17 protein-coding genes and 1 tRNA gene are annotated in these 24,084 nt (G+C 67.8%); 9 read left to right on the plus strand and 9 right to left on the minus strand.

What is annotated here, in order from left to right:
• The first annotated feature begins 19 nt into the window (after window positions 1–19).
• Entirely contained in the window at window positions 20–1,258 is a 1,239-nt protein-coding gene (locus ACQSSQ_RS20325; RefSeq protein ID WP_431328955.1) for an MFS transporter, read from the plus strand.
• Here ACQSSQ_RS20325 and ACQSSQ_RS20330 read toward each other — a convergent pair.
• Window positions 1,179–2,168 (minus strand): pirin family protein, encoded by a 990-nt coding sequence (locus ACQSSQ_RS20330; RefSeq protein WP_431328956.1) that lies wholly within the window; start codon window positions 2,166–2,168, stop codon window positions 1,179–1,181. The genes ACQSSQ_RS20325 and ACQSSQ_RS20330 overlap by 80 nt on opposite strands.
• A gap of 96 nt (window positions 2,169–2,264) precedes the next feature.
• Between ACQSSQ_RS20330 and ACQSSQ_RS20335 the strand changes: the two genes are divergently transcribed.
• On the plus strand, window positions 2,265–3,782 hold the full coding sequence (locus ACQSSQ_RS20335) for a phytoene desaturase family protein (protein WP_431328957.1): 1,518 nt from the start codon (window positions 2,265–2,267) through the stop codon (window positions 3,780–3,782).
• A gap of 12 nt (window positions 3,783–3,794) precedes the next feature.
• Here the strand turns inward: ACQSSQ_RS20335 and ACQSSQ_RS20340 are convergent, their stop codons facing one another.
• Window positions 3,795–4,169 (minus strand): DUF427 domain-containing protein, encoded by a 375-nt coding sequence (locus ACQSSQ_RS20340; protein ID WP_431328958.1) that lies wholly within the window; start codon window positions 4,167–4,169, stop codon window positions 3,795–3,797.
• A gap of 253 nt (window positions 4,170–4,422) precedes the next feature.
• On the opposite strand from ACQSSQ_RS20340, the gene ACQSSQ_RS20345 reads away from it, so the two are divergent.
• The 3 genes from ACQSSQ_RS20345 (at window position 4,423) to ACQSSQ_RS20355 (ending at window position 9,333) form a co-directional block, all read left to right on the plus strand.
• Window positions 4,423–7,899: an indolepyruvate ferredoxin oxidoreductase family protein gene (locus tag ACQSSQ_RS20345; RefSeq protein ID WP_431328959.1), complete on the plus strand. Its 3,477-nt coding sequence runs from the start codon at window positions 4,423–4,425 to the stop codon at window positions 7,897–7,899.
• A gap of 29 nt (window positions 7,900–7,928) precedes the next feature.
• Complete coding sequence (locus ACQSSQ_RS20350) at window positions 7,929–8,447, plus strand: Lrp/AsnC family transcriptional regulator (RefSeq protein ID WP_431328960.1); 519 nt, start codon at window positions 7,929–7,931, stop codon at window positions 8,445–8,447.
• Between the two features lie 238 nt (window positions 8,448–8,685).
• Window positions 8,686–9,333: a class I SAM-dependent methyltransferase gene (locus ACQSSQ_RS20355; RefSeq protein ID WP_431328961.1), complete on the plus strand. Its 648-nt coding sequence runs from the start codon at window positions 8,686–8,688 to the stop codon at window positions 9,331–9,333.
• Window positions 9,334–9,345: 12 nt separating this feature from the next.
• Here the strand turns inward: ACQSSQ_RS20355 and ACQSSQ_RS20360 are convergent, their stop codons facing one another.
• Window positions 9,346–10,407: an alpha/beta hydrolase gene (locus ACQSSQ_RS20360; RefSeq protein WP_431328962.1), complete on the minus strand. Its 1,062-nt coding sequence runs from the start codon at window positions 10,405–10,407 to the stop codon at window positions 9,346–9,348.
• A 140-nt stretch (window positions 10,408–10,547) separates the two neighbouring features.
• Between ACQSSQ_RS20360 and ACQSSQ_RS20365 the strand changes: the two genes are divergently transcribed.
• Window positions 10,548–10,623, plus strand: a tRNA-Lys gene (locus ACQSSQ_RS20365).
• On the opposite strand, the gene ACQSSQ_RS20370 is transcribed toward ACQSSQ_RS20365, so the two are convergent.
• The 4 genes from ACQSSQ_RS20370 to ACQSSQ_RS20385 all read right to left on the minus strand — a co-directional run bounded on the left by ACQSSQ_RS20370 (window position 10,582) and on the right by ACQSSQ_RS20385 (window position 14,246).
• Entirely contained in the window at window positions 10,582–11,202 is a 621-nt protein-coding gene (locus tag ACQSSQ_RS20370; protein WP_431329365.1) for a site-specific integrase, read from the minus strand. The two genes, ACQSSQ_RS20365 and ACQSSQ_RS20370, sit on opposite strands and share 42 nt — an antisense overlap.
• 39 nt (window positions 11,203–11,241) lie before the next feature.
• Entirely contained in the window at window positions 11,242–11,586 is a 345-nt protein-coding gene (locus tag ACQSSQ_RS20375; protein WP_431328963.1) for a phage integrase central domain-containing protein, read from the minus strand.
• A 237-nt stretch (window positions 11,587–11,823) separates the two neighbouring features.
• Window positions 11,824–12,024 carry a helix-turn-helix transcriptional regulator gene (locus ACQSSQ_RS20380; RefSeq protein ID WP_431328964.1) on the minus strand — a complete coding sequence of 67 codons (201 nt, stop codon included), beginning with the start codon at window positions 12,022–12,024 and terminating at the stop codon, window positions 11,824–11,826.
• Between the two features lie 164 nt (window positions 12,025–12,188).
• On the minus strand, window positions 12,189–14,246 hold the full coding sequence (locus ACQSSQ_RS20385; protein WP_431328965.1) for a hypothetical protein: 2,058 nt from the start codon (window positions 14,244–14,246) through the stop codon (window positions 12,189–12,191).
• Window positions 14,247–15,604: 1,358 nt separating this feature from the next.
• Here ACQSSQ_RS20385 and ACQSSQ_RS20390 point away from each other — a divergent pair.
• Window positions 15,605–19,105 (plus strand): hypothetical protein, encoded by a 3,501-nt coding sequence (locus ACQSSQ_RS20390; protein WP_431328966.1) that lies wholly within the window; start codon window positions 15,605–15,607, stop codon window positions 19,103–19,105.
• Between the two features lie 195 nt (window positions 19,106–19,300).
• Here the strand turns inward: ACQSSQ_RS20390 and ACQSSQ_RS20395 are convergent, their stop codons facing one another.
• A complete protein-coding gene (locus ACQSSQ_RS20395) occupies window positions 19,301–21,094 on the minus strand; it encodes an ATP-dependent nuclease (RefSeq protein WP_431328967.1) in 1,794 nt (597 codons plus the stop codon).
• A gap of 917 nt (window positions 21,095–22,011) precedes the next feature.
• Here ACQSSQ_RS20395 and ACQSSQ_RS20400 point away from each other — a divergent pair.
• Together ACQSSQ_RS20400 and ACQSSQ_RS20405 are read left to right on the plus strand one after the other, a co-directional pair.
• Window positions 22,012–22,575 carry a peptidoglycan-binding domain-containing protein gene (locus ACQSSQ_RS20400; protein WP_431328968.1) on the plus strand — a complete coding sequence of 188 codons (564 nt, stop codon included), beginning with the start codon at window positions 22,012–22,014 and terminating at the stop codon, window positions 22,573–22,575.
• Between the two features lie 75 nt (window positions 22,576–22,650).
• A complete protein-coding gene (locus tag ACQSSQ_RS20405) occupies window positions 22,651–22,992 on the plus strand; it encodes a DUF1801 domain-containing protein (RefSeq protein ID WP_431328969.1) in 342 nt (113 codons plus the stop codon).
• 50 nt (window positions 22,993–23,042) lie between these two features.
• Here the strand turns inward: ACQSSQ_RS20405 and ACQSSQ_RS20410 are convergent, their stop codons facing one another.
• Window positions 23,043–23,888: a formylglycine-generating enzyme family protein gene (locus tag ACQSSQ_RS20410; RefSeq protein ID WP_431328970.1), complete on the minus strand. Its 846-nt coding sequence runs from the start codon at window positions 23,886–23,888 to the stop codon at window positions 23,043–23,045.
• Window positions 23,889–24,084 lie beyond the last annotated feature (196 nt).

Consider the following 24,084-nt stretch of genomic DNA (forward strand, 5'->3'; position numbering starts at 1 on the left):
CGAGCAGCACGCTGGAGGAATGACCCGCCCGCTCCTCCTCCTGATGGCTCTCGCGACCGGCCTCTCGGTCTCGGCGAACTACCTGGCCCAGCCGCTGCTGGACGTCCTCTCCGCCGACCTCGGCATCTCCGAGTCGACCGCGGGAGCGATCGTGACGGCAGCCCAGGTCGGGTACGCGGTCGGGCTGCTGCTCATCGTGCCGCTCGGCGACCTGGTCGAGCGGCGGCGCCTGGCCGTCTCGCTGCTCGGGGCGACGGCGGCGTTGCTCGTGGCGTCCTCGCTGGCCCCGGACGGGCGCGTCCTCCTTCTCACGACGACGCTCACGGCACTGACGTCGGTGGCGGCCCAGGTCGTGGTGCCGTTCGCGGTGACGCTCGCCGACCCGGCCCGGCGCGGCCAGGTCGTCGGGGTCGTGATGAGCGGGCTGCTGCTCGGCAGCATCGTGTCGCGCCCGATCTCGGGGGCGCTCGCCCAGCTGGCCGGCTGGCGCTCGGTGTACGTCGTGTGCGGCGTGCTGGTCGCCGGCGTCGCCATCGCTCTGTGGGACCGGCTGCCGTCGCTCCACACGCCGGCCGGGATCACGTACCCGCGCCTCATCGGCTCCACGCTCGGCCTGTTCGCGAGCCAGCCGGTGCTGCGCCGTCGTGCCCTGGTCGCGGCGCTCTCGCTGGCGTCGTTCAACACGTTCTGGACGGCATCGACGTTCCTGCTCGCCCGCACCTACGGGTGGTCGGAGGCGGCGATCGGCGCCTTCGGCCTGATGGGGATTGCCGGGGTGGTGGCGACGCCGGTCGCCGGTCGGCTCGTGGACGCCGGACGAGCCCGTACGGTCGCCCGCGGCTCGACGCTCGCCCTGCCGGTCGCCTGGGCGGCGATCGCGCTCGGCGGAGGTGGAGGCGCGCGGGGGCTGGCGTGGCTCGGGCTCGGCGTCCTCGTGCTCGTCGTCGCGCAGCAGATGCTGCTCAACGCCAACCAGAACGCGATCTACGCGCTCGACCCCGCGCTGCGCAACCGGCTCAACGCCGCCTTCATGACGGCGTTCTTCGTCGGCGGCGCCGCGGGCTCGGCGGCGACGACGATCGCCTGGGTGCACGGGGGGTGGGCGGCGGTGAGCGCGCTCGGCGCGGTCCTCGCGGCCGGGACGTGCGTCGTGTGGCTCGAGCGGGACGCGGCCGGCGTCAGGCGCCGGGGGTGGATCCCCCGACGTCGCCGTGCGGCACCTGCTGGGCAGGGATCTGGCCGAACCGTCCCTTGTTGAAGTCCTCGTACGCCGTCGTGACCTCCTCGCGGGTGTTCATGACGAACGGACCCGCCCAGGCGACCGGCTCGCGGATCGGCAGTCCACCCAGGACGACGACCTCCATCGCCGGGTGACGCGAGTCCTGCTGCGCGTCGGCGCCGACGGTGATCGTCTCGCCGAACCCGAGGACGGCGAGCTGGCCGGAGCGCAGCGGGCGGCGCGCACCGCTGACGTACCCGTCCCCGGACATCACGTAGACGAGCGCGTTGAAGTCGGCCCGCCACGGGAGCGTCACCTCGGCGCCCGGCGAGACGGTCAGGTGGACCATCGCCATCGGGGTGTGCGTGCTGCCCGGGCCCTTCACGCCGTCGACGTCGCCGGCGATCACGCGGATCAGCGTGCCGGCGTCCGCGCTGGTCGCGAGGCCGACCTCGGAGCTGCGGAGGTCCTGGTAGCGGGGCGTCGCGAGCTTCTGCGACCGCGGCAGGTTCACCCAGAGCTGGAGCCCGTGGAAGAGCCCGCCCTGCGCGACGAGCCACTCCGGCGGCGCCTCGATGTGGAGCAGCCCGGCTCCTGCGGTCATCCACTGCGTGTCGCCGTCGGTGATCGAGCCGCCACCGCCGTGGGAGTCCGCGTGGTCGAAGACGCCGTCGAGCATGTAGGTGACCGTCTCGAAGCCGCGGTGCGGGTGCCACGGCGTGCCCTTCGGCTCGCCCGGCGCGTACTCGACCTCACCCATCTGGTCCATGTGGATGAAGGGGTCGAGGTGACGCAGGTCGACGCCGGCGAACGCGCGGCGGACCGGGAAGCCCTCCCCCTCGTAGCCCTGCGGCGCGGTGGTGACGCTGACGACCGCGCGGCCCTCGTGCTCCGGGACGGAGATCACGCGCGGGAGAACGGTCCAGTCGGGAACGGTGACGGCGGGCATCGGTGCCTCCCAGGAAGTCGGTGCTCTTGACTTTAGTTGATATTTCAACTTCCGGCAAGACCGAGGGCCGAGCGGCCCCGTCCTAGGCTGGCGACCATGACTCACGACGTCGTCATCGTCGGCGGCGGCCACAACGGCCTCGTCGCCGCCGCGCTCCTCGCCCGCAGCGGCCTGCGTACCGTCCTGCTCGAGCGCCTCGACCACACCGGCGGCGCTGCCGTGAGCGAGCGCCCCTTCCCCGGCGTCGACGCCCGGCTGTCGCGCTACTCCTACCTCGTCTCGCTCCTGCCGCACGAGCTGATCACCGAGCTCGGCCTCAAGCTCGAGCTCCGCTCGCGCGCCACCGCGTCGTACACGCCGTACGACGGGGGCGGCCTGCTCGTCGAGACCCACGAGGGTCGCGCGACCGCGGAGTCGTTCCGCGCGGCGACCGGGACGGGGAGCCAGTACGAGGCCTGGCGGGCGTTCTACGGCGACGCCGAGGAGCTCGCGCTCGCCGTCGCGCCGACGCTGCTGCAGCCGCTGCCGACGACCGAGTCGATCCGCGAGCAGGTCGGCGACGGCGTCTGGGAGGACCTCGTCGCCCACCCGCTCGGCGACGCGATCGAGCGCCGCTTCGCCAGCGACCTGGTCCGCGGCGTGGTGGCGACCGACGGGCTGATCGGCACCTACGCGTCGCTGCACGACCCCTCCCTGCTGCAGAACCGGTGCTTCCTCTACCACCTGATCGGCAACGGGACCGGTGAGTGGCGCGTCCCCGTCGGCGGGATGGGTGCCGTGACCGACGAGCTGCGCCGCGTCGCGGAGGCCGCGGGCGCGGACATCCGTACCGGGGTCACCGTCACCTCGGTCGACGCCGGCCTGGACGGGGTCGTCGTCCACGCCGACGGGCTCGACCTCGAGGCGCGCTGGATGCTGTCGGGCGTGGCGCCGTACGTCCTGGCCGGCCTGCTCGGCGACCCGCTGCCGACCAAGCCCCAGGGCTCGCAGCTCAAGATCAACGTGCTCGTCGACCGGCTCCCGCGCCTGCGCTCCGGGATCGACCCGTCGGTCGCGTTCGCCGGGACGTTCCACCTCGGCGAGACCTACGCGCAGCTCGAGCGCGCCTTCGCCTCACCATCGCCCGACGTGGCGTGCGGCGAGCTCTACTGCCACACCCTCACCGACCGCTCGATCCTCGGTCCGGAGCTGGCCGCGGGCGACGCGCAGACGTTGACGTACTTCGGGATCCACTGGCCGTACGACGCGCGCGGGCCTGAGGCGAAGGAGCGCGGGTGGAGGGCGTTCGAGGCGGCGATCGACGCCTACCTCGAGGAGCCGATCGCGTCGGTCCTCGCGCGCGACGCCCACGGCGACCCCTGCGTCGAGGTGAAGACGCCCGCCGACATCGAGGGCGACCTCGCGATGCCGGGCGGCCACATCTTCCACGGCGACCTGCGCTGGCCGTGGGTCGACCGGCTCGGCCACACCCCCGCGGAGCGCTGGGGCGTCCAGACGGGCCACGCGCGCGTGCTCGTGTGCGGGTCGGGTGCGCGCCGCGGAGGGGCGGTCAGCGGGATCGGCGGGCACAACGCGGCGATGGCCGTCCTCGACCACGAGAACCGGCACGCCTGACGCGGCGGTCGCTCAGGCGTCGAGGACCTCGACCGTGACGCGGTCGGGGTACCACGCGACGTGCCCGCGGATGTCCGCGACCGCCTCGTACGCCTCGGGGTAGGTCCACCCGGCGTCGGCGATCGTGCCGGACGGCGTGGTGACGGAGTAGTAGCTCGCGTCGCCCTTGAACGGGCAGTACGTCGACGTCGACGTCGCCGACAGCACCGCGGGGTCGACGTCGGCCAGCGGGACGTACTGCACCGGCGGGTACGTCGACTCCCGGAGCGTCAGCGCGGCGGTCGTGTCGGCGATGACCTGGTCGCCGGCGAGGATCCGCACGCGTCCCGGGGTCGGGGTCACGGTGATGGGGTGCAAGGCGTCGGGCACCTTCGGGTGGCGGCTCATGGAGGGGTGCAAGGCGACCGCCGTACGAGGTATTCCGCGCGCGGGGTGCGTCGGCGGGGCGACGGCCGCCGGACGAGAGCAGCGTGATGCTGGTCACGCTGCGGTCCTGACTACCCCTCTTCCCGGCCAGATTGAGCATTCTGCTTCGTTGTCCATGCGTGTATTGCGCGGTCCGTCAACCTCCTGCACCGTTGGGGCATCACATCGACGTGTGAGCCGTGCCACGTGACCCGCAGCGCGAAGGAGCTCCCCTGTGACCGAGCTGTTGATCGGCCGACCGGACGCCCCGGCCGAGCCCGAGCCGTACGACCTCCGCGACCGCTACCGCGCCGGCTCCCCGCCGGTCCTGCTCACGGGCGTCCAGGCGATCGCCCGCCTGATCGTCGAGCAGCACGAGCACGACCGCCGCAACGGGCGTCGTACGGGGTCGTTCGTCTCCGGCTACCAGGGCAGTCCGCTCGGCGGGCTCGACCGGATGCTCGGCGAGATGCCCGAGGTGCTCTCGGCGCACGACGTCCGCTTCGTGCCCGGCTTCAACGAGGAGCTGGCCGCGACGTCGGTGTGGGGCAGCCAGCAGCCGCTCGACCCGGCCGAGGCGACGCACGACGGCGTGGTCGGCTACTGGTACGGCAAGGCGCCCGGCGTCGACCGCGCGACCGACGCGCTGCGTCACGCGAACATGTACGGCGTCGACCCGCGCGGCGGCGCCGTGATCCTCGCGGGCGACGACCCGGCCTCGAAGTCGTCGAGCGTCCCGGCGGTCAGCGAGCGCACGCTCTCCGCCCTGGGCATCCCCGTGCTGTTCCCCCGCAACGCGGGCGAGATCGTCGAGTACGGCCTGCACGCCGTCGCCATCTCCCGCGCGTCGGGCTGCCTCGTCGCGCTCAAGATCGTCGCCGACATCGCGGACGGCTCCTGGGTGGTCGACGACCCGGCGCGGTCCTTCGCCCCCGTCGTGCCGTCGATCGAGTGGGACGGCAAGCCCTGGTCGTACGCGCAGGCGCCGATGATCGTGAACCCCGACGCCATCGTCGGGGCGGAGGCGCAGCTCGTCGGACCCCGGACCGCCACGGTCCACGCGTACGCCGCCGCGAACCCGCTCAACGTCATCGACATCGACACCCCGGAGGCGACCCTCGGCTTCGTCGCCGCCGGCACGACGTACGACGCGCTCCGTCAGGCGTTCCTCGACCTCGGGCTCAGCGACGACGCGCTCCGCGGCGCGGGCATCCGCGTGCTCCGCCTCGGCATGGTGACGCCGCTCGAGCCGGGCATCGTGTCGCGGTTCGCCGAGGGCCTCGACGAGATCGTCGTCGTCGAGGACAAGACCGCGTTCCTCGAGACCCAGGTCCGCGAAGTCCTCTACGGCACACCGGGCGCGCCCCGCGTGATCGGCAAGAAGGACGCCGCCGGCCGCCTGCTCGTCCCCGCCGACGGCGAGGTCACCTCCGGCCGGCTCCTCGCGCCGCTGCGCCACGTGCTCGGGGACCGCGTCGCCATCACGCCCCCGCGCCCGAAGACCATCCCGCTCCCCCTGCTGTCCGCCTCGCGCGCGCCGTACTTCTGCAGCGGCTGTCCGCACAATCGCTCCACCGCCGTGCCCGAGGGCTCGCTCGCCGCGGCCGGCATCGGCTGCCACATCATGGTGTCGACCTCCGGCCGCGAGGACAGCGCCGTCACCGGCTTCACCCAGATGGGCGGGGAGGGCAGCCAGTGGATCGGCCAGGCGGCGTTCACCCGGACCGGGCACGTCTTCCAGAACCTCGGCGACGGCACGTACTTCCACTCCGGACAGCTCGCGATCCAGGCGTGCATCGCCGCAGGCGTGAACATCACCTACAAGATCCTCTACAACGACGTCGTCGCGATGACCGGCGCGCAGGACGCGCAGGGCGCGCTGACCGTCCCGCAGCTCACGCACAAGCTCAAGGACGAGGGCGTCGCGAAGATCATCGTCGTCGCCGACGAGCCGCAGCGGCACCGCAAGCGCTCCCTCGCCAAGGGAACGCTGCTCTGGCACCGCGACCGGCTCGACGAGGCGCAGCGGATCCTCCGCGACACCCCTGGAGTCACCGTGCTGATCTACGACCAGCACTGCGCCGCCGACGCGCGCCGCCAGCGCAAGCGGGGCACGCTCCCCGCCCGCAACACGCGCGTCGTGATCAACGAGGCCGTGTGCGAGGGCTGCGGCGACTGCGGCGTCAAGAGCAACTGCCTCTCGGTGCAGCCGGTGGACACCGAGTACGGCCGCAAGACGCGGATCGACCAGACGTCGTGCAACACCGACTACTCGTGCCTCGACGGCGACTGCCCGTCGTTCGTCACGGTCGAGGTCGACCCGACCCAGCGCGCGCCCCGTCGGACGACGCCGACGCCGCCCTCGGTCTCCGCACCCGTCGCTCCCCCGCTGCGCGGCACGCACGACGTGCTCATGGCCGGCATCGGCGGCACCGGCATCGTGACCGTGAACCAGGTGCTCGCGACGGCGGCGCTGCGCGCCGGCTTCGACACGGAGACGCTGGACCAGACCGGGCTCAGCCAGAAGGCCGGCCCCGTCACGGCGCACCTGCGCTTCTCCTCGCAGCGGCTCGAGCCGTCCAACCGGCTCACCCCTCAGGGCGCCGATCTCGTGCTGGCGTTCGACCTGCTGGCGGCCACCGCGCCGAAGAACCTCGCGTACGGCGACCCGGGCACCACGGTCGCGGTCGCGTCGACGAGCCAGACGCCGACCGGCGACATGGTGTACGACGCGAGCGTCACCTATCCCGAGCTCGACGAGCTCACCGGCCGCCTCGGCTCGGTGACCCGCGAGGTGCACACGTTCGACGCGCTGGAGGCGGCCGAGGAGCTGTTCGGCAGCACCACGACCGCGAACTTCCTGCTCGTCGGCGCGGCGTACCAGACCGGCGCGCTGCCGATCCCGGCCACTGCGATCGAGGAGGCCATCGGGATCAACGGCGTCGCGGTCGACGCGAACGTCGCCGCGTTCCGCTGGGGCCGCGTCGCGATCGCCGATCCGGCCGCCTTCGCCGCCGTCACGACCGCACCGACGGCCGAGGCCAGGCTCGTCCCCGTCCCCGCCGTCGAGCGGGCCGGGTTCGAGGGCGAGCTGCGGGCGATGGTGGCGAAGCGGGCGAGCGACCTCGTGGGCTTCCAGGGCATGGCGACCGCCGAGCGCTACGTCGCCCGGGTCGCCGCCGTCCGCGACGCCGAGCGCGCCGTGTCCGAGGACGACCGGCTCACCCGGGCCGCGGCGCAGTACCTCTTCAAGCTCACCGCGTACAAGGACGAGTACGAGGTCGCGCGCCTGCTCACCGACACCGCGTTCGCCGACGAGGTGGCACGGCAGGTGCCCGGCGGCACGAAGATGACGTACAAGCTCCACCCGCCGGTGATGCGCGCGATGGGCCGTAGGTCGAAGGTCGGGTTCACGCCGCGCTCGCACGTCGCGCTGCGGACGCTCGCCCGGATGAAGGGCCTGCGCGGGACGCCGTTCGACCCGTTCGGCTACGCGAAGGTGCGTCGCCTCGAGCGTCGTCTCCTCAGCCACTACGAGGGCGTGCTCGACGGGCTCGTCGCCGGGCTGACGGCGGAGTCGTACGACCGTGCTGTCCGCATCGCGGAGCTGCCCGACGTCGTCCGCGGCTACGAGGACGTCAAGCTCCGCAACGTCGCGACGTACGTCGAGCGTCTGGAGGCCGAGGGCGTGGAGGTCGCCGGTCTCGCCTGAGCGGCCGCCTGATCTGGGAAACTGTGACCGTGCCGCGACTGGACCGCCTCGACGCCGAGATCATCGGGAGGCTCACCCGCAACGCCCGCGCCGGTGTCGTGGAGCTCGCCTCGGCGATCGGCGTCGCCCGCAACACCGTGCAGGCGCGCCTGCGACGGCTCGAGGAGACGGGGATCGTGCGCGGGTTCCGTCCCGACGTCGACCTCGAGTCGGTCGGGCTCCCGGTGCAGGCGTTCGTCGAGGTCGAGCTCGACCAGCGCCGCATGGCGTACGTGGTGAAGGCGATCACGCAGCTCCCCGAGGTGCTCGAGATCGTCACCCAGGCGGGGCGGGCCGACCTGCACGTGCGCGTCGCCGCCGTCTCGCACGCCGAGCTGCAGGAGGTCGTCGTGCGCATCATCGACACCGAGGGCGTGCGGCACACGACGACGACGCTCGCGATCTCGACGCCGCTTCCCTACCGGGTGCAGCCGATCCTCGACAAGATCACCCGCGAGCGCGGCTACGGCCGTTCGACGCCACCTCCCACGGACCCGCTGGTCGAGTAGCGCCCCCACCCCCGCTGGGCGAGTCGCGTATCGAGACCCCACCCCGCTGGTCGAGTAGCGGCGAGCCCCTGGGCGAGTCGCGTATCGAGACCCACCCCCGCTGGTCGAGTAGCGGCGAGCCCCTGGGCGAGACGCGTATCGAGACCCCCACTTCTTGCCGTTCCCGCAACATCCCTTGGGCCCCGGCCCGCGCTCGGATATCCCTGAGGGTGCGAACCACCGCCCCCCGAGGAGTGCCATGACGACCACCGAGCCGACCGACCCGACCGAGTTCTGGGAGGACCGCTACCGCGGCTCCGACCGGGTCTGGAGCGGGAACCCCAACCCCCTCCTGGTCCGCGAGGTCGCCGGCCTCACGCCCGGGCGCGCGCTCGACCTCGGGTGCGGCGAAGGCGCGGACGCGGTATGGCTCGCGACGCAGGGCTGGACGGTGACCGGCGTCGACATCGCGCAGACCGCCCTCGACCGCGCCGCCGAGCACGCCGCCGACGCCGGGGTCGCCGACCGCACCTCCTGGGAGCAGCACGAGCTGGGGAGCACGTTCCCCGAGGGCGCGTACGACCTCGTGAGCGCGCAGTTCCTCCAGTCCCCGGTCGCGCTCGACCAGGACGGCGTTCTCCGCCGTGCCGCCGAGGCGGTCGCCCCCGGCGGCACGCTCCTCGTCGTCATGCACGGTGGCTGGCCGTCGTGGGCCGAGCCGCACGAGCACTCGGTGCCCCACGCCGTCTTCCCGACGTTGGACGAGGTTCTGACGGTGCTCGACCTCTCCGAGCCGGAGTGGAAGGTCGTGACGTTGGAGGCGGTCGAGAGCGCGTCGACCTCGCCGGACGGTCGTACGGGGTCCCGCGTCGACAACGTGTGGCGCTTCTCGCGCGCTGCTGGTTGAGCGGGCGACGCCTCAGCCCACCGCCTTCTCCACCGCCTGCGCAGCCCGCAGCGTGGCGTCGTACGCGCTCGGGCTGACGCCGGTGATGTTGATGAACGCGTGGATGAGGTCGCCCTCGCGCGCGAGCTCGGTCGGCACGCCCGCCTCCTCGAGCCGCCGCGCGTACGCGATGCCCTCGTCGCGCAGCGGGTCGAAGCCCGCCACGGCGACGTACGCGGGCGCCGCGCCGGACAGGTCCTCGGCGAGCAGCGGCGACGCACGCGGGTCCAGCGCGTCGGCGGCGTCGGCGAGGTAGCGCTCGCGGTACCAGTCCATCTGCCGCTCGGTGAGGAAGAAGCCGTCGCGGAACTCCTCGTACGACGGGTGCTTCGTCGACAGGTCGGTGACGGGGAAGAACAGCAGCTGGAGGCACGGCTCGACCGCGGCGCCGCGCAGGGCGAGCGCGAGCACCGCGCTGATGTTGCCGCCGGCGCTGTCACCGGCGACGACGATGCTGCCGGTGTCGAGGCCCCAGACCGGCGCCTGCCCGACGGCGAAGTCCCACGCCGCCAGGCCGTCCTCGATCGCAGCCGGGAACGGGTGCTCGGGCGCGAGCCGGTAGTCGACGGACAGCACGTCGACGCCGGCGTGCAGCGCGAGGAAGCGTACGGCGGAGTCCGTGCTCACCCGGCTGCCGAGGACCCAACCGCCGCCGTGGAAGTAGACGACCAGGCCTCGCGACTCCCCCGCCTTGGCGCGGTAGCGGGTCGCCGGGATCACCCCGTGCGGCGTCGGGATGAGCAGGTCCTCCTCGACCGCGAACGGCGGATGCGTGTCGGCGAAAACCATCGCCTCCTCCTCGATCTGGCGCCGCGCGACGTGGAGCGGCTTGGTGGAGAAGTCGGAGCCGGGGATGCGGTTGAGGACCGACAGCGCGGCGGCGACCTCGGGCGCGAGGCGCTCGCCGTCGCGGTTGACCGGAGCCGTCGCGGCGAGGCGCTCGATCACGGGTCGCGGCAGCCGAGAGAAGCCGCGGATCGCGGCGCGCTCCAGGCGCAGCGGGAGGGACAGGGCGCGCGAGGTAGCGTCGCTCATCGGGACTCCTTCGAGGGGGCGGATCCGCATTCTTGCAGGCGATTCCGTGGCGTGGACCACACCCCGACCCCTCGATTAGGAGCGGTTGGGAGCCCCTGCTAGAGTTCCTACTGCTTCGGGCGACGGCCCAGAGGCACCACGCGCCATTAGCTCAATTGGCAGAGCAGCTGACTCTTAATCAGCGGGTTCGGGGTTCGAGTCCCTGATGGCGCACCATCCACGAAGGCCGGAACCCCTAGGGGTTCCGGCCTTCTTCGTTGCCCTCGGAAACCCTCGGAATTGACGCTGAGGGACGGTGTCACCGAGTGCGGTCTCGAGGGCCGTGGCGGCCTGGGAGTCGACCTTCCGCCGCATCAGGTACACGTCCTGGGTCATGGACGGCCGCGCGTGGCCGAGCTGGTCGGCGACGAGCCGCGCGGACAGTGCCGCCTCGCCCAGGGTCGTCGCGGCAGTCTTGCGAAACGTGTGTCGGGTGACCCAGCTGAAGCCGTCGCCACGTGCCTCCCGCAGATTACGCCTGACGTTCGCGGGGTCACGGAGCCCGCCGTAGGTGTCGGGGAAGACGGGTTGGTCGAGCCGTGCACCCGTCACGAAGCGACGGTGGAGCACCTGTACGGCGCTGAACGGCAGTCCGATCGTCCGCTCGCCGGCGCTGCTCTTGATGCTCTTCCTGACCAGCCCTTCGCCCTTGACACGAATCAGCGTGCTCGTGATCCGTACCGTCCCCGCTTCGAGGTCGACGTCCGACCACACGGTCGCGAGGGCCTCTCCGATCCTCACGCCGGTCGCCAACATGAAGAACACCAGATCGGGGGGTCCTTGCGCCACGCTCGCTCATCCTCGGCCAGCTGCCGAGGTAGGCGACACGTTCCGATCGACCTCACGGACGGGGTTGTGCGCTACGGCGCCGAGCCTGACGGCCAGCGACATGACGCCCGAGATCACGCTCTTCGCGCTCTTCGCGGTCGCCGGGCTGATCCGCGCCCTCAGCGAGCCCAGGAAGCGGTCAACGAGAGGCGTGGTGAGCTCGCCGAGGCGGACCTCACCGATGGCCGGCAGGACGTGGTTGCGGAGCTGCCGCCTATACGTCTCCACGGTCCCCGGAGACTGCCGACCGTCCGCCACCATCGTGTCGAGGCTCTGGAGCCAGACGTCCGCGGCGACCGCGAACTTGGTCATCCCGGTGAGGTCACCTCGTGTCGCGGTGGACGAGCGCTCCTGCAACCTCGTTCGCAGGTTCTGACGTGCTTGCGTGGCGGTTGCACCTGTCGCCTACATCCGTCGGATGTGCCCGTCGAAGTCGCGGAAGTCGGTAACGGCGACGTACCGCGGCACGTCGCCCTTTCTCGGGGCTGGGTTCGTACGGATGAGTCCCCAGCTGCCAATCGGGATCGGTGGGCGTGCCATATCGATGACTCAGGTGGTGACTGCCTGCGCGTCGACCCAGGCGCAGACCTCGGTCGGCCGGTAGCCCAGGTAGCCGCCCACCCGATAGCTCGTCGGGCCGATCCCCTGGCATCGCCACTGGTAGAGCGTCTTCACCGCAACGCGCAGGTACGCCGCCGCCTCTGCGACCGTCCAGAGCTGCTCAAACCGGCTCGGTACGTCGTTGTCCATCAGTCTCCCCCATCATTTGGCTGGCCTCTTCTCAGAGTGCGCGGGAGTCGACTTCAATGGAGGGGTTACGTCAACTGAAGTCACCAGGTGTCCACCCGTCCACAGGTTCGGCCCCAACGTGAACTCGAACCCAAGAAGTGGGATCTGTTCGGGGAACATGGCGCTCATGGCTCGGGCGCGACCTCAGCGAGGCTTCGGGCGAGGGCGTCCAGTTTCGCGGCTACGAGGGTCGGATTGTCAACGAGTACAAATGCTCCACCGCGGGTCCCCTTTCCGTCGAGGCGGCGAACAGAAGCCAATAAGGGATGTTCAAGCAGACGAAGCACGTCCTCGATGTCCTTCGGAGACGGTGGTGGATCCAATTCAGTGCGCGCGATCAAATATATCTGGTCAGATGTAAGCGCGCCGTGCGTGACTTGGTCCGCTTGCCTACCTTCGTTCGCCAGGACTGCGACAACTTGCGCCATCAACGCGACTCGCCGTTCGATACCACGCCATTCAGTCTCAAGTTCGCGACGCGCTTCGCTTCTCGAGTCGAGCAACTTCAAAAGGACTTCCGGTGACACCGGCGTCCTCTCCTGACGGCGGACGGCATCCGACAGTTCCGCCGTTGTGATTAGCGCCACCTCGTTCTGCGCCGCCCTCGACTTCACGCGTCCGCCGTCGAAACTGGGTCCAACCAACGAAACAAGGTCAGCCTGATGGTGCTTCTTGTGATCTGCAAGCGTGTCAAATGATACTGCAGATTCCGCGACAATTCCGCTCCGCGAAGCCTTGGTGTCAATTATCGCGCGGACAGTCTTACCGTCTACCGATTCGAAGGTCGCCATCACGTCGGTCTTCCCAGCCCCTCCGATATGCTGCGCCGTAAAACCGAGCCAAGTCAGCGCGTCAACCACGGCGACCTCAAGCCGGGCCGGTGTTTCGGCGGCTACACCGGCTGCCATGAGTTCTCTAGCAATTGCGACGCCACGCGACTCCGATCCCGGGTCGTCCTGTGGCGAAGCGCCGTCGTCTGGCTCTGTGAGGTCCGAGGATGCTTGAACCGGCACCTCGAGCACTAGTCGCTCGCCTAACGGGGTGGCCTGGAAGCGCCAGTTTGAGCGTTCCTCGACGAGTCCTGCCGCACGCAACACCTGCAGACGAGTCCGAATACCACCCGTATCAACACGGCCCAGCCCGAACTGTTCCACACCCACGCGAGCGAGATCCGGCGCCTTGTCGAACTCGCCTAACAAGGGAATGATCTCTAGAAAGAACGAGAATTTGGCATGCAGGATAAGCGCCAGATTGAATGCCGTAGGTTCCTCCAGCCATGCGCTGGCCGGAGCAGTTGGCGAATAGACGTTGAAGCCCGTCTGTTCTATCAGACCTGCTTTAGTGAGCGTGGTAAGCACCGCACCAAAGGAAGACTCCGAAAGTCCAAATGCGTCTTTCGCGAAGGACTGTAAATTCGATCGGGGAATCTGAGGCGAACACGCGTTCACCAGCATGGTGAGAGCTTCGACCACATCTGTCTCACCCTTTCCCCTGGGGATGTATCCAAGAACAGGATTCCTCGCTAGGAGTCTTTGCGGGTTGAGTTCCGAGACTAGGCGGTCGATCGATGGTGGCACATTTGGAACTGTTGCCGGGTTCTCCGCAGCGCGTGGGCGCACCTGCGGGCCACCCAACTGGAGTAGTTTCAGTTCGGCGAAACCCGCAGCTGTCAGGCCGATCTGGGTGGTCGTAACATATTCAACCAGGCCCAGTCCGGCGAACCAAGTAAGCCTTCGGCGTGTCTGATCAAGAGTTGACCACACCAGTTCGTAGGTCGCGGCCGAAGAGTTCAAGTCACGGACAGAGCGCGGCCCAGCGCGGAGTTGGTCAAGCAACTCGCCGATATAGCGGATGTGTCGGTGAAAGGTGGCGAGTAGGAGGTGCGGCCTACCCGAGTTTTGCCAGCCCAACGCCTCCTGTGAGATCGCCACCTGGTTGCGACTAATCCGATCAATTAGTCCAGCCGGCGCGACTTGGGACACAGCGCTGCGCAGGGGTCGCTTTATGCCATCTCCGAAGTCGACATCGGCGTCGAGTCTCCCGTCATTTACCTGGATTGCTGTGAGGAGCGTTCTCAATCCTTGGAGCTGGTTCGCGCCTCCGCCTGGCAATGAGGGCATCGCGGAGATGCGAGATGCCCACGGCAATGGAATCACCAGTTGCGTGCTGTCCAAATCGTTCATCGAACCCGCCTTCTCGCTTCTGACGCGTTGCACATCCGCTTTGTGAGAAGCGTATCGACCCGTCCGCCAGAGTGCCTCGTGTTAGCGGCCCGCCCGCCTGAATGCCGCGTCTGACACTTCACCGCGGCGGCTCCTTCGTCGAATGTGGAGGACTCGCTCTAGCCGTCGGCGCCACAGATCGGCTCGAATCGCTCTTCCACGTCAAGCAGGGCGAGCGCCTCGCAGACGCGACCCACAGGTGGTGAGGCGGCGGACCGGTGTTCGGAAACCGGTGGGGTCGACGTCCGCCGGTTGACCCGACGCGGTGCGCTCCGAAGACCCGATCGGCGCGGTCGTCGAGCAGCGCCCGCAGGTCGGCAGCCGGTCCACCAGGCCTTCCCGACGATGGTGCAGCACCCGGAGACGTTCCCCCGCGACACGCTCTGTTTACAGGGTGCAAGAGGTGTGTCCGCCCGTTTGCAAGCTTCAGAAATGCCACGTGCTCAACTCGCTGAAGCGGTCTACCCTGCCGATGTGAGTTGGGAAGGAATTGCCGCAATCTCAGCCGCCATCGCTGCTATGGCGGCCACGTGGCAGCTCTGGCGGCTTCGATCCGACGTCATACATGACCGGGCGGCCGAAATATCGTCAGTCTCCCTCGCCACGGTCGTTAGCGTTCGACCTCGGCCCACAGATTCCCGAGATGGCAAGGCGCTCTGGGGCTATCAGTACACCCTTCACAACCCGGGCCGACTCCCGATCTCGGGGGTCACCGCACACATTCGGTACCCGTGCCAGATTCAGCGTCGCCACTCCGACGGATCGCTGGAAAGACCAACAGACACCATGCTTCTCCACGCTGCCGTGATCCCCCCTCATGGCGCTCAAACACCGCGCAATCGGACCCTTCTTGTAGCCGACGAGGACAGCTCGAAACTCATGAAGGCAACGGTCCGAGTCACCTTCACGACGCCCGACGCGGGTACTTGTAGCGTCGAGTGGCCGGCTCCCCGACGCCGACCGCGCTGGCTGCTACGTCGCCGCCTGATCGCTCGAGGGGTATCCGTTGGGCCCCGGTGAATCGGTCCGAGTGCGCGACTTCGGCTCAAGCGTGACACCTCTTGCAGAAGGATCTGAAGGAGTGCGCGGCACCCGACCAGTCCCGACGAGGATGACTCACGGTCTTAGGCGCATTTGCGCCCGCTTGTAGCGACGCGCGGACGGAGCCAAGCGACCGGCTTCAACGAGCGTTCACTATGCCAGGGTGTTGGCGACCGCAGTACGCACGGGTTGGTGGCCCATCGTCCATCGATCGGGAGACTCGCTACATTCGGTTTGCCCGAACGCGGACAGAGCGTTGGAATAGATAGGCGCCGATCGTGAACCTACTCGAACGTATTGACCAACGTCTGAACGACACCAGATACCGCCTTCAGCAAGCCGACTTCGAGGAATGCGCGGCCGCGCTAATTGCCAAGGACTACCACGGTCTCGTTCCTGTTACAGGTGGAACTGACCACGGACTTGACGCAGAACTCGTTAAGCCGAACCGCGAAGTTCTCGGCCTCATCATCACCTCATCCCGCACGTGGGAAGGCGCCAAGAAGAGCCTCCGCGGGAGCCTCCAGTCGGCGCGAGACCACAAGAAACGCGTCGATCAGGTCATTGTCGCGAACCTCGCCGAGGTCAACCGGCAGAAGCGCATCAAACTTGCCGCTATCGCTAAAGAGTTCAAATGCGAACTCATCCAGGTCTACGACCGCCCGTGGTTCGCCAATGCCTTCCGCGACGACCCCGGCTGGCGCCGCAAAGTTCTACACATCGAAGGCGGCGCGTTCAGCCTCTCCCGCTCACCCCGCGGAGCGCGCCCGGACGAGCGCCACCTACCAACCGTCGGCCGCGACGAATTACTCGACCGCGCCGAGAACTCCGACCAGGACCTCATCCTCTGGGGCGTCCCCGGCGCCGGCAAGAGCCACGTAGCCGGAAGGCTGCCGAGCGCACTGTTCCTCGAACGTAACGCCGGACCGCAACGACTGCTCGACGACCTCATTACCACCAAACCAAAGCTCGTGGTCGTGGACGACGCCGGCGGCCGACCCGACGACCTCGAGCAACTCCTGCACGCTCGGCACGCCGAGGATCTCAAATTCCGAGTCGCCGTCACCTGCTGGCCCCACGAGAGGGAAAGCGTCGCCGATTACCTCCCGGCTGCGCTGTCCCTCAAGGTGGACCTGCTTACCCCGGAAGAGATCGGGATCCTCCTTCGCGAGCGCGGCATCACCCGGACCTCGGTCATCGCTCACTTGCTTGAGCAGGCCCAAGGACGCCCCGCCTGGGCGCCTAATCTCGCAGACCTCCTCGTCCAGCAGGGCGCTTGGCAAGCAGTGTGGACAGGGCGAGCACTCAGGGAGCAGATCCGGGCTTTCCTGCGCCGGTCGAAGGCGCCGGATGAAGCCATCCAACTGCTCGCGGCCATCGCCCTCGTGAGTGACGCCAACGAGGATCAAGCCCGCATCATCGCGAAGCTATTCGAACTGACCCCTACCCAGTTCGAGGGGCTCATCCGTTCGGTCGCAATCGCCGGTCTCGTCGACGTCCGCCGTAACCGGTTGTGGAACTCTCCTGACGGGCGAACTTTCGAGACCTCCTATCGCGTCGTTCCCCGTACCATCGCAGCGAGCATCGTGGCCGACCTCTACTTCGCAGGCCATGCGACAGCCGTGCGCGTCAGCGACATCAAGAGTGCGCTGCCAGAGGTCCTGCCGGGAGTCCTGCAAACCCAGATCTACGCCGCGCTGCTCGGCGCTGAAGAGCCGATGGTGCCCACCGCGGAGGAGGTTCTCACCGTACTGCCCGACTTGGGACTGGACTCTGGTGGTGACGAACTCTTGCGCACCTACGCACTCGTCAACCCTGAGTGCAACCAATTCGTCTTCAAGTTCCTCGAGCAGGCAGTGCGCGACGCGGCTGCAGAGGACGAAGAACGGTCCGCCGTCGCCGCAACCAAGTCCCTCGCCGCGCGCGTCGCGGACTCGCTTCAGGCAGAGAAGACCGAGCATGTTGCCCTCTTCTTCGCCTCGCTCACACAACTGGCTGCACGAGGGTGGGACTACACAATGCCCATCGAGACGGTAGTTGAGGATGTCCAAGACGCCAGGGCCGGAGATTTCCCCACCTCGACGGCCATCGTGCACCTCTGCGCGGCAATGGCGAGCGACCAAGCCCAAGACCTGCCTGGCGCCGTGTGGCTCAGACTCGCATGCCATGTCCTCCAGCCGACCTTCGATGGCAATTACATGAGCCCCGAGAAGATGAACTCGTTCGTCATGCAGTCATTCACATGGCTCGAAGAAGATATGGACGCTATGTATGACCCGCTCGAACCAGAACTGGCCAGTCGAATCGCCTTGGCCTCGAACGAAGAGCTCGCAGTCCTCATCGAGGTCATGGGCAAATGGGCACACATCGCCGGCGGATATCATCTTCCGTTCGGCGGCGTCCCGAACTTAGGACAGCAGACCGCGGCGCGACGGATCGGGGTCTCAATCGCCCAAGCCATCGCGCCGCTAGTCGCCACACCAGGACTGCGCGCAATGTTCAACCGAGAGGCCTCCAGTCTCGATTTCAAGCTCGACGAACCGGATGGGCTCTTCGCAGCATTGACCGCCGAGCGCGACCTCTCCGGAGACTGGGAGGAGGACCGCCGCCTCCGAGACGCCGAACTCGACCGAGCGCTGGCTTCCTACATTGAGCAACCGCCAAGCGTCATCATGGCGTGGCTCATGAAGCATGACGCCGATCTCGCCATGGTCAGACACGGCTCAGCACCGTGGACCATCATGGCGCGCCTTTCCACCCGTCCCGACCCTGAGGTCTGGCTCCGCGCGGCGCTCGACCATGGGCTGGGTCGAGCGGCCAGTCCGCTGATCGGCAGGTGCGTCGAGAACGGCGTCATGACTGAACCGTTGGCCGCCGAGCTCCTCGGCGACACAGGCGGGAGGAGCTCCCTCATTGGCTCGGTCATCAACGAGTGCCGGAACGCCGACCTCGTGACTCTCGTCATCGACACCCTGACGGTCGAAGACATCCGAGACCTCGACTCGTCCTACGCCATCCGTCACGCGCCCGACTCCACCCGTCACGCATTGTTCACCCACCCAGACCCCGAGGTCCGAAGCGGTGCCGCCGCGCTGTGGGCGGCTGAGATGTCCTTCTCCCCAGAAGAGATTCCAGACGACCCCGACTGGGCCGCGGCCATGAGCGACCTCGTCGTCCCATCAGGCACCATGCGTGACCCCGTGCAGTCCAAGGCGCTCGAGATCCTCGCGAAGACCAAGCCAGAGACCTACATGAACCTGCTGGTCAAGCACGTCGAAGCGCTCGCGGGCACCGATGACTTCGACGAGTGGGAGGAAAGCGCGCGTCAGCTGAGCAGCGTGCACCGGTTCCAACTCTGGAACCGGGTGCGGGAAAGCCCGATGGCCAAGAGTCTTTTCTGGGTCATCTCAGCCGCCGACATCGAATGGATAGCTACAGCCGTATCGGACCCCACGTTCCCGGTGTCGCTCAGCAAGCTGCTCCACGCGGCGCGGTTCCAGCACGGCAGGCGATACCCGCTGAATACTCTCGCGACCATGCTCCGGCCGCTCAAGTGGCAACCCGACGACCTTCTCTGGACACTCGAGGTCGGAATGCACTGGGGCGAAGACCACGAACGGCTCGAACGGCACCTCGAGGTGTGTCGTGAGCTGGCTGAGTCCCCCGAGCCGGACCTTGCCAGGCTCGGGGAGCGCGGCGTCGAGACCTTCGAACCGCGTTTGGTTGAGGCGAGAACTGCTGCACGACAGGCTGCGGTGCGCGGGACACTCGGCCACTAAGGCGTGGAAGTGCGTCACGCCGCCGCGAACGGCCTCCGCGGTGAAGGAGCACGTCTCACGGACGGAGTCACAAGCGGGCGGGCTCAACAAGTTGTTGGTCCAGTTTCCGTCCGCATAGGTTCGGAGATGCGGCGGGCTCGCCCGTGCCATCTTTCCTGTCGTTTGATCCGTTGCCGCGTGCCATCCAAGCAAACGTCAGGAGGTTCGACTTACTTGCGCGCGCTTGGCCGCTTGGCGAATCCGGCTCACGTGAGCCTGCGTCTCGGCGTTCGCTTGGGAGCGAGCCAAGAGTGCGGCAGGCAGCCATTCTGGGCCTTTACTCACCTGTACCTCTGGGGCAAGACGCTCCAGTTCACCAGGCTTCACCAGCACGACGCCCGACTCGTCGAGGGACTCCAGCAACGCGTCGAGAGCCGCGCGAGCCGAGCCGGTGAAGGCTGCCACACCGTAGTCTTTGACCGGTTGCCACCGAGATCCCTGAGTCCGAATCTGTGCCTTGACCTGAGCCTGAAGCTCCGGCGTAAAGGGCTCGATCTCGTGGCCACGTAGTACTGAGTCGACGGCTACTCTCACATCGCCCACCGTGGCGACCTCACGTCGGGCGCGCACATCGTTCGTTGCCTGCCGCCAGTGAGCGCTCATCTCTCCAGTCCAGTTCCCGCCGACCGCTTCTACGAGACGTTTGACCTTGCTCTGGTCACTGAGCAGATCGAGGTCAACGCTCGCGACGACCGGCACGCCGACAGCAACCAGCGAGCCGGCGACACGTGGCATACCGTCCTTTCCGCCAGTGGGAACGAAGAGCAGATCGCGACCGGAGGAGGTTTCTGGAGTTTCGTCCAGCGCTGCACCGTAGTAGGCGCAGTCGGCTTCAGCCTCAGCCAGCACAACGGCATGATGGAAAAGGCCGTCAAGCACGTTCGTGTATTTCAGTACGGGGTCGCGCCATAGCTCGGTCACTTTTTCAGCGTCGAGCTGTCGGGCGATTGTGCTCGTATCCTCGCGTTGAAGTCTCACGACTGACACGTCCACGCCCGAGTCCAGGAGGCCCGCGAGAAGGTTGCGGTCGTGCGTCGCGATGATGACCTGAACTTGTTTGTCGACCGCAAATCGGCCGAGTTCCTGGCCTAGGCCGTGCGCCTGCGGCGGATGCAGGAACGCCTCAGGCTCATCAAGCGCGATGATCTTGAAACTTGATGTGACCAGAGGCAGCAGCTGGCCCATGAAGCCTCGCATACCGTCGCCTTGCTGATCCAGCACGGGAAGTGCGGCCATTGCATCGCGGTACTCGGACGATATGTTGTCGATCGGTGGGGGCTCAACATCGATCGAGCCCACTCGGAGTTGAATCGTTCGGCCGAGTGAGTCGAGAACTAATCGCTGCCCAAACGCACCTGCTGTGATTCCGCTCAGGTCCTCCAAGAGGGCACGCGAGTCTTGAAGGTGGTGGACAGGATCAGTCGGGGGGTCGCTGATAGACGCACGCATCTCTGCGGAACCACCAAAGCTGAACCGATCCTGCGCGTGGCTGTAGTGGAGGACAACATTGGCTATCTCGCCCATCGCGACGCCGTGCTGCTGCCATATGAAGTCGATGGTGCCCGGATCTAGGGTCGCTCCGCGGGCTGCGTGAAACGCAGCCTGTTGCGGGGACACGACAAAGGTCGAATGATCGCCGATCCATGCGATCGCGTCCCTCGGCTCGCCGCTTCGCTTAAGTTCGAGGTCCTGCAGGATCAGTCGGGGAGTCGCCGGATGCCCAGGGTGTCGACTGATCTCGGCGGCCACTTCTCGAAGCAAGGTTGACTTGCCGACATTGTTCGCTCCCACGAGGACAGTGACCCCTACGGTGGGAAACTTGATCTCGGACCCACTAAGTAGAGTCAGCCGATCCAACGAGAGATCAAAGTTGTCAGCATCACCATCGAGCAGCGACGGGTGCCTCGAGCCGACGGACTCAGCGAAGCGCGACCTCCAGTTCAGTGCCATGACGTAGAGACTGGCACAACGTGTCGGAGAAAACCGCATAGCCGAGAGCAGAGCATCTGCAGCACACCGACGCGACGGCCACCGCCAGAACCTCCGGTTTATGCTCCGTCATTGGACGCGAAACGGCACCAACCAGCAAGAACTAGCGAGGTACTCGGTCGAGCATCATCGCAGGTCAGAGTACATTTCTGAGCACTTGACCGTACTCGCGGAAACCGCTCTCCGCTTCTCAGCGGGTTCGGGGTTCGAGTCCCTGATGGCGCACGATCCACGAAGGCCACGAGTTCGAAGCGCCATGCCCCACGGGAGATCTACTACGCACCGGCGAGGCGTCCCGCTTCGCGCTAGCCCTCGGCGCTGCGGCGGCGATCGCTGCGGTAGCCACACTCGTCCCGTCCCCCGAAAGCCCCTCGGAACCGCCGCCGAGGGTAGGGGCAGAGACCGCCGCAACACCCCAGCCCCGACTTCCTGGCTGGTGCCGCGAATTAAGCCAGGGGAACTGTGCATCGAGGGATGGCGGACCGTGACGAGCAAGCTTCTAACCGACAAACCCTCCGCACGGCTCGGTCTACCAGACAATCGCCCGGCGGCCGCATGGGACTGCTGCAGAGAGCCGGTGTTCACCTAGGACGAGGGCAAGATCGCGGTCTACGCGGATCCCACCGGCGCTGACGACGATCCTCTTCCCTGGTACATCGGACTGATCACCGAGGGGGCGGCGGATATCTCACGACCATCGAAGGCACCGCACCCCCCGTCCAACCACGCGAGGCCATGCCGGGCAAAGCGGACCCGATCACGTGACCCGCGCGATTATGGAGCGAACAATTCTCGTCACGATGAGTTCTGTTAGCGTCCCCACGTCCAGCAGGCAATGGCGCCTGGTCCAGATCTTCGACCAAGGAGGTAGATCGTCCTTGCGTGAATCCATCCGTCATCGGCTCCGTCGTACCGGCCTTCCCGCGACGAGCGCGGCGTTGGCCCTCGGCCTGATCGTCGGTCTCGCCGGGCCTGCCGCAGCCGACGGCTCGTACAGCGGGCGGGCCTACGTCTACGGCGCCGGCACAGTGACCGACGACTTCGGGGACGAGGGTGTCGTCAGCCAGGCCACCAACCGCGTCTCCAACGCCACGTGCCTGTGGCAGACCATCCTCTGGGCGAACGGGTACCTCCCGTCGTCCGGGATCGACGGTGCCTTCGGCGCGCAGACCGCGGCCGCGACCGAGAAGTACCAGCGCGACAAGGGCCTCACTGCCGACGGGTCGGCCGGTCGCAACACCTGGAGCAAGGCCGACAGCAGGCTGTTCCAGCGCGACAACCAGAGCGGCTGGCTCTACCTGACGTACGAGGGCCTGGCGGGTTCGAGGAGCTCGTACTCCACCCACCAGTTCGTCCTGCAGCGGTCTCCGGACGGCAACTACCGCTTCTACCCGCCGAGCGGCGGTCCGTACTGGGCCGGATACAACTCCCGCACCTGCTGACCACCGCAATTCCGAGGTGGCAGGCGGCAAGGTTCACGCTGCCTGCCACCTCAGCGGCCGAAGTACCTTGAGGCCATGGACAAGGATTGGCGCGTTGCTCGGATCGAGGACGTTCGATCGTTGATCAAGGAGGCCGAGCCCGACGTGGTCGAAGAGATCGAGTGGCGAAAGCCCTCGAATCCTGACGGCGTCCCGGCATTCTCGTTGGACGGCCTCATCTGCACGCTGGAAGCCTACAAAGGCAAGGTGAAGGTGAACTTTGCCAAAGGCTCGTCGGTGAAAGACCCCGACCACCTGTTCAATGCGAGCCTCGAGGCGCCCGTCGGACGTTCGATCGACCTTCATGAAGACGATGAGCTGGACGAGAGCGCGTTCAAAGAGTTGATTCGCGAGGCGGTCAGAGTCAATCGCGGGTGAGGCCCTCCCGGCACAGCTCTCGTGGTGAGGGCGCGGCTCTGCAGCGCCCCTCACACCACGTCGTTGGCGCACCGGAATCCGATGTTGCCCGACGACGACTCGGCCGTGTTGGACGAGCGGGCGGCGACGCGGTAGCGGTTGCAGTAGCTGTCGTGGCACAGGTACGACCCCCCTCGCATCACCCGCCGTACCTGAGCGTCGTCCGTCCCGGACGGCTCCCCCGCGACCGGGTCGACGACGGGCTTCGCCCCCGCCCGGTCGGCGTACTCGGTCGCCCGGAAGGCGTCCTGGCACCACTCCCACACGTTGCCGACGGTGTTGTGCAGGCCGTAGCCGTTGGGCTGGAACGCGGTCGCCGGCGCGGTGGTGAGGTAGCCGTCGTCGAGCGTGTTGCGCTGCGGGAACTCGCCCTGCCAGATGTTGCAGCGCCACCGGCCGCGGTGGGTGAGCTCGTCTCCCCAGGGATACCGAGCACGGTCGAGTCCCCCGCGGGCGGCGTGCTCCCACTCGGCCTCGGTCGGCAGCCGCTTGCCCGCCCAGGCGCAGTACGCCTGGGCGTCGCGCCACGACACGTGGACGACGGGATGGTTCTGCAGGTCGCCGATGCCCGAGCGGGGGCCCGCCGGGTGGCGCCAGTCCGCGCCGCGCACCGCCAGCCACCACGGCACGCCGGCCGCGCCGCGGAGGATGTCGGCCGGGGCCGCGTCGACCGCGAGGTGGAAGACCGCCGACACGCCGTCGCGCTCGGCATCGGTGACGTACCCCGTGGCCTTCACGAAGGCGGCGAACTGGGCGTTCGTCACCGCCTTGGTGTCCATGAAGTACGCCGAGAGCCGAACCTGGTGCACGGGTTGCTCGCCGTCCGCGGCGTACCCGTCGCCGTGGCTGTCCCCCATCCAGAACGTGCCCTCAGGGATGCGGACCTGGCCCCGGGTGCTCCGCTCGCCACGCGGGACCGGTGACGCCCCATCAGCGGAGCGGCCGACCCCGGCACCCGCGGCCTGCGTAGCAGCCGGCGCGCAGCAGGACCCGACATGTCCACTCCCGTGAGACTGCGCGTCATGGATTTCATCAACGAGAGGTAAAAGCGGT

It is taken from the genome of Mumia spirodelae, assembly GCF_050632745.1.
Classification (GTDB): Bacteria; Actinomycetota; Actinomycetes; order Propionibacteriales; family Nocardioidaceae; genus Mumia.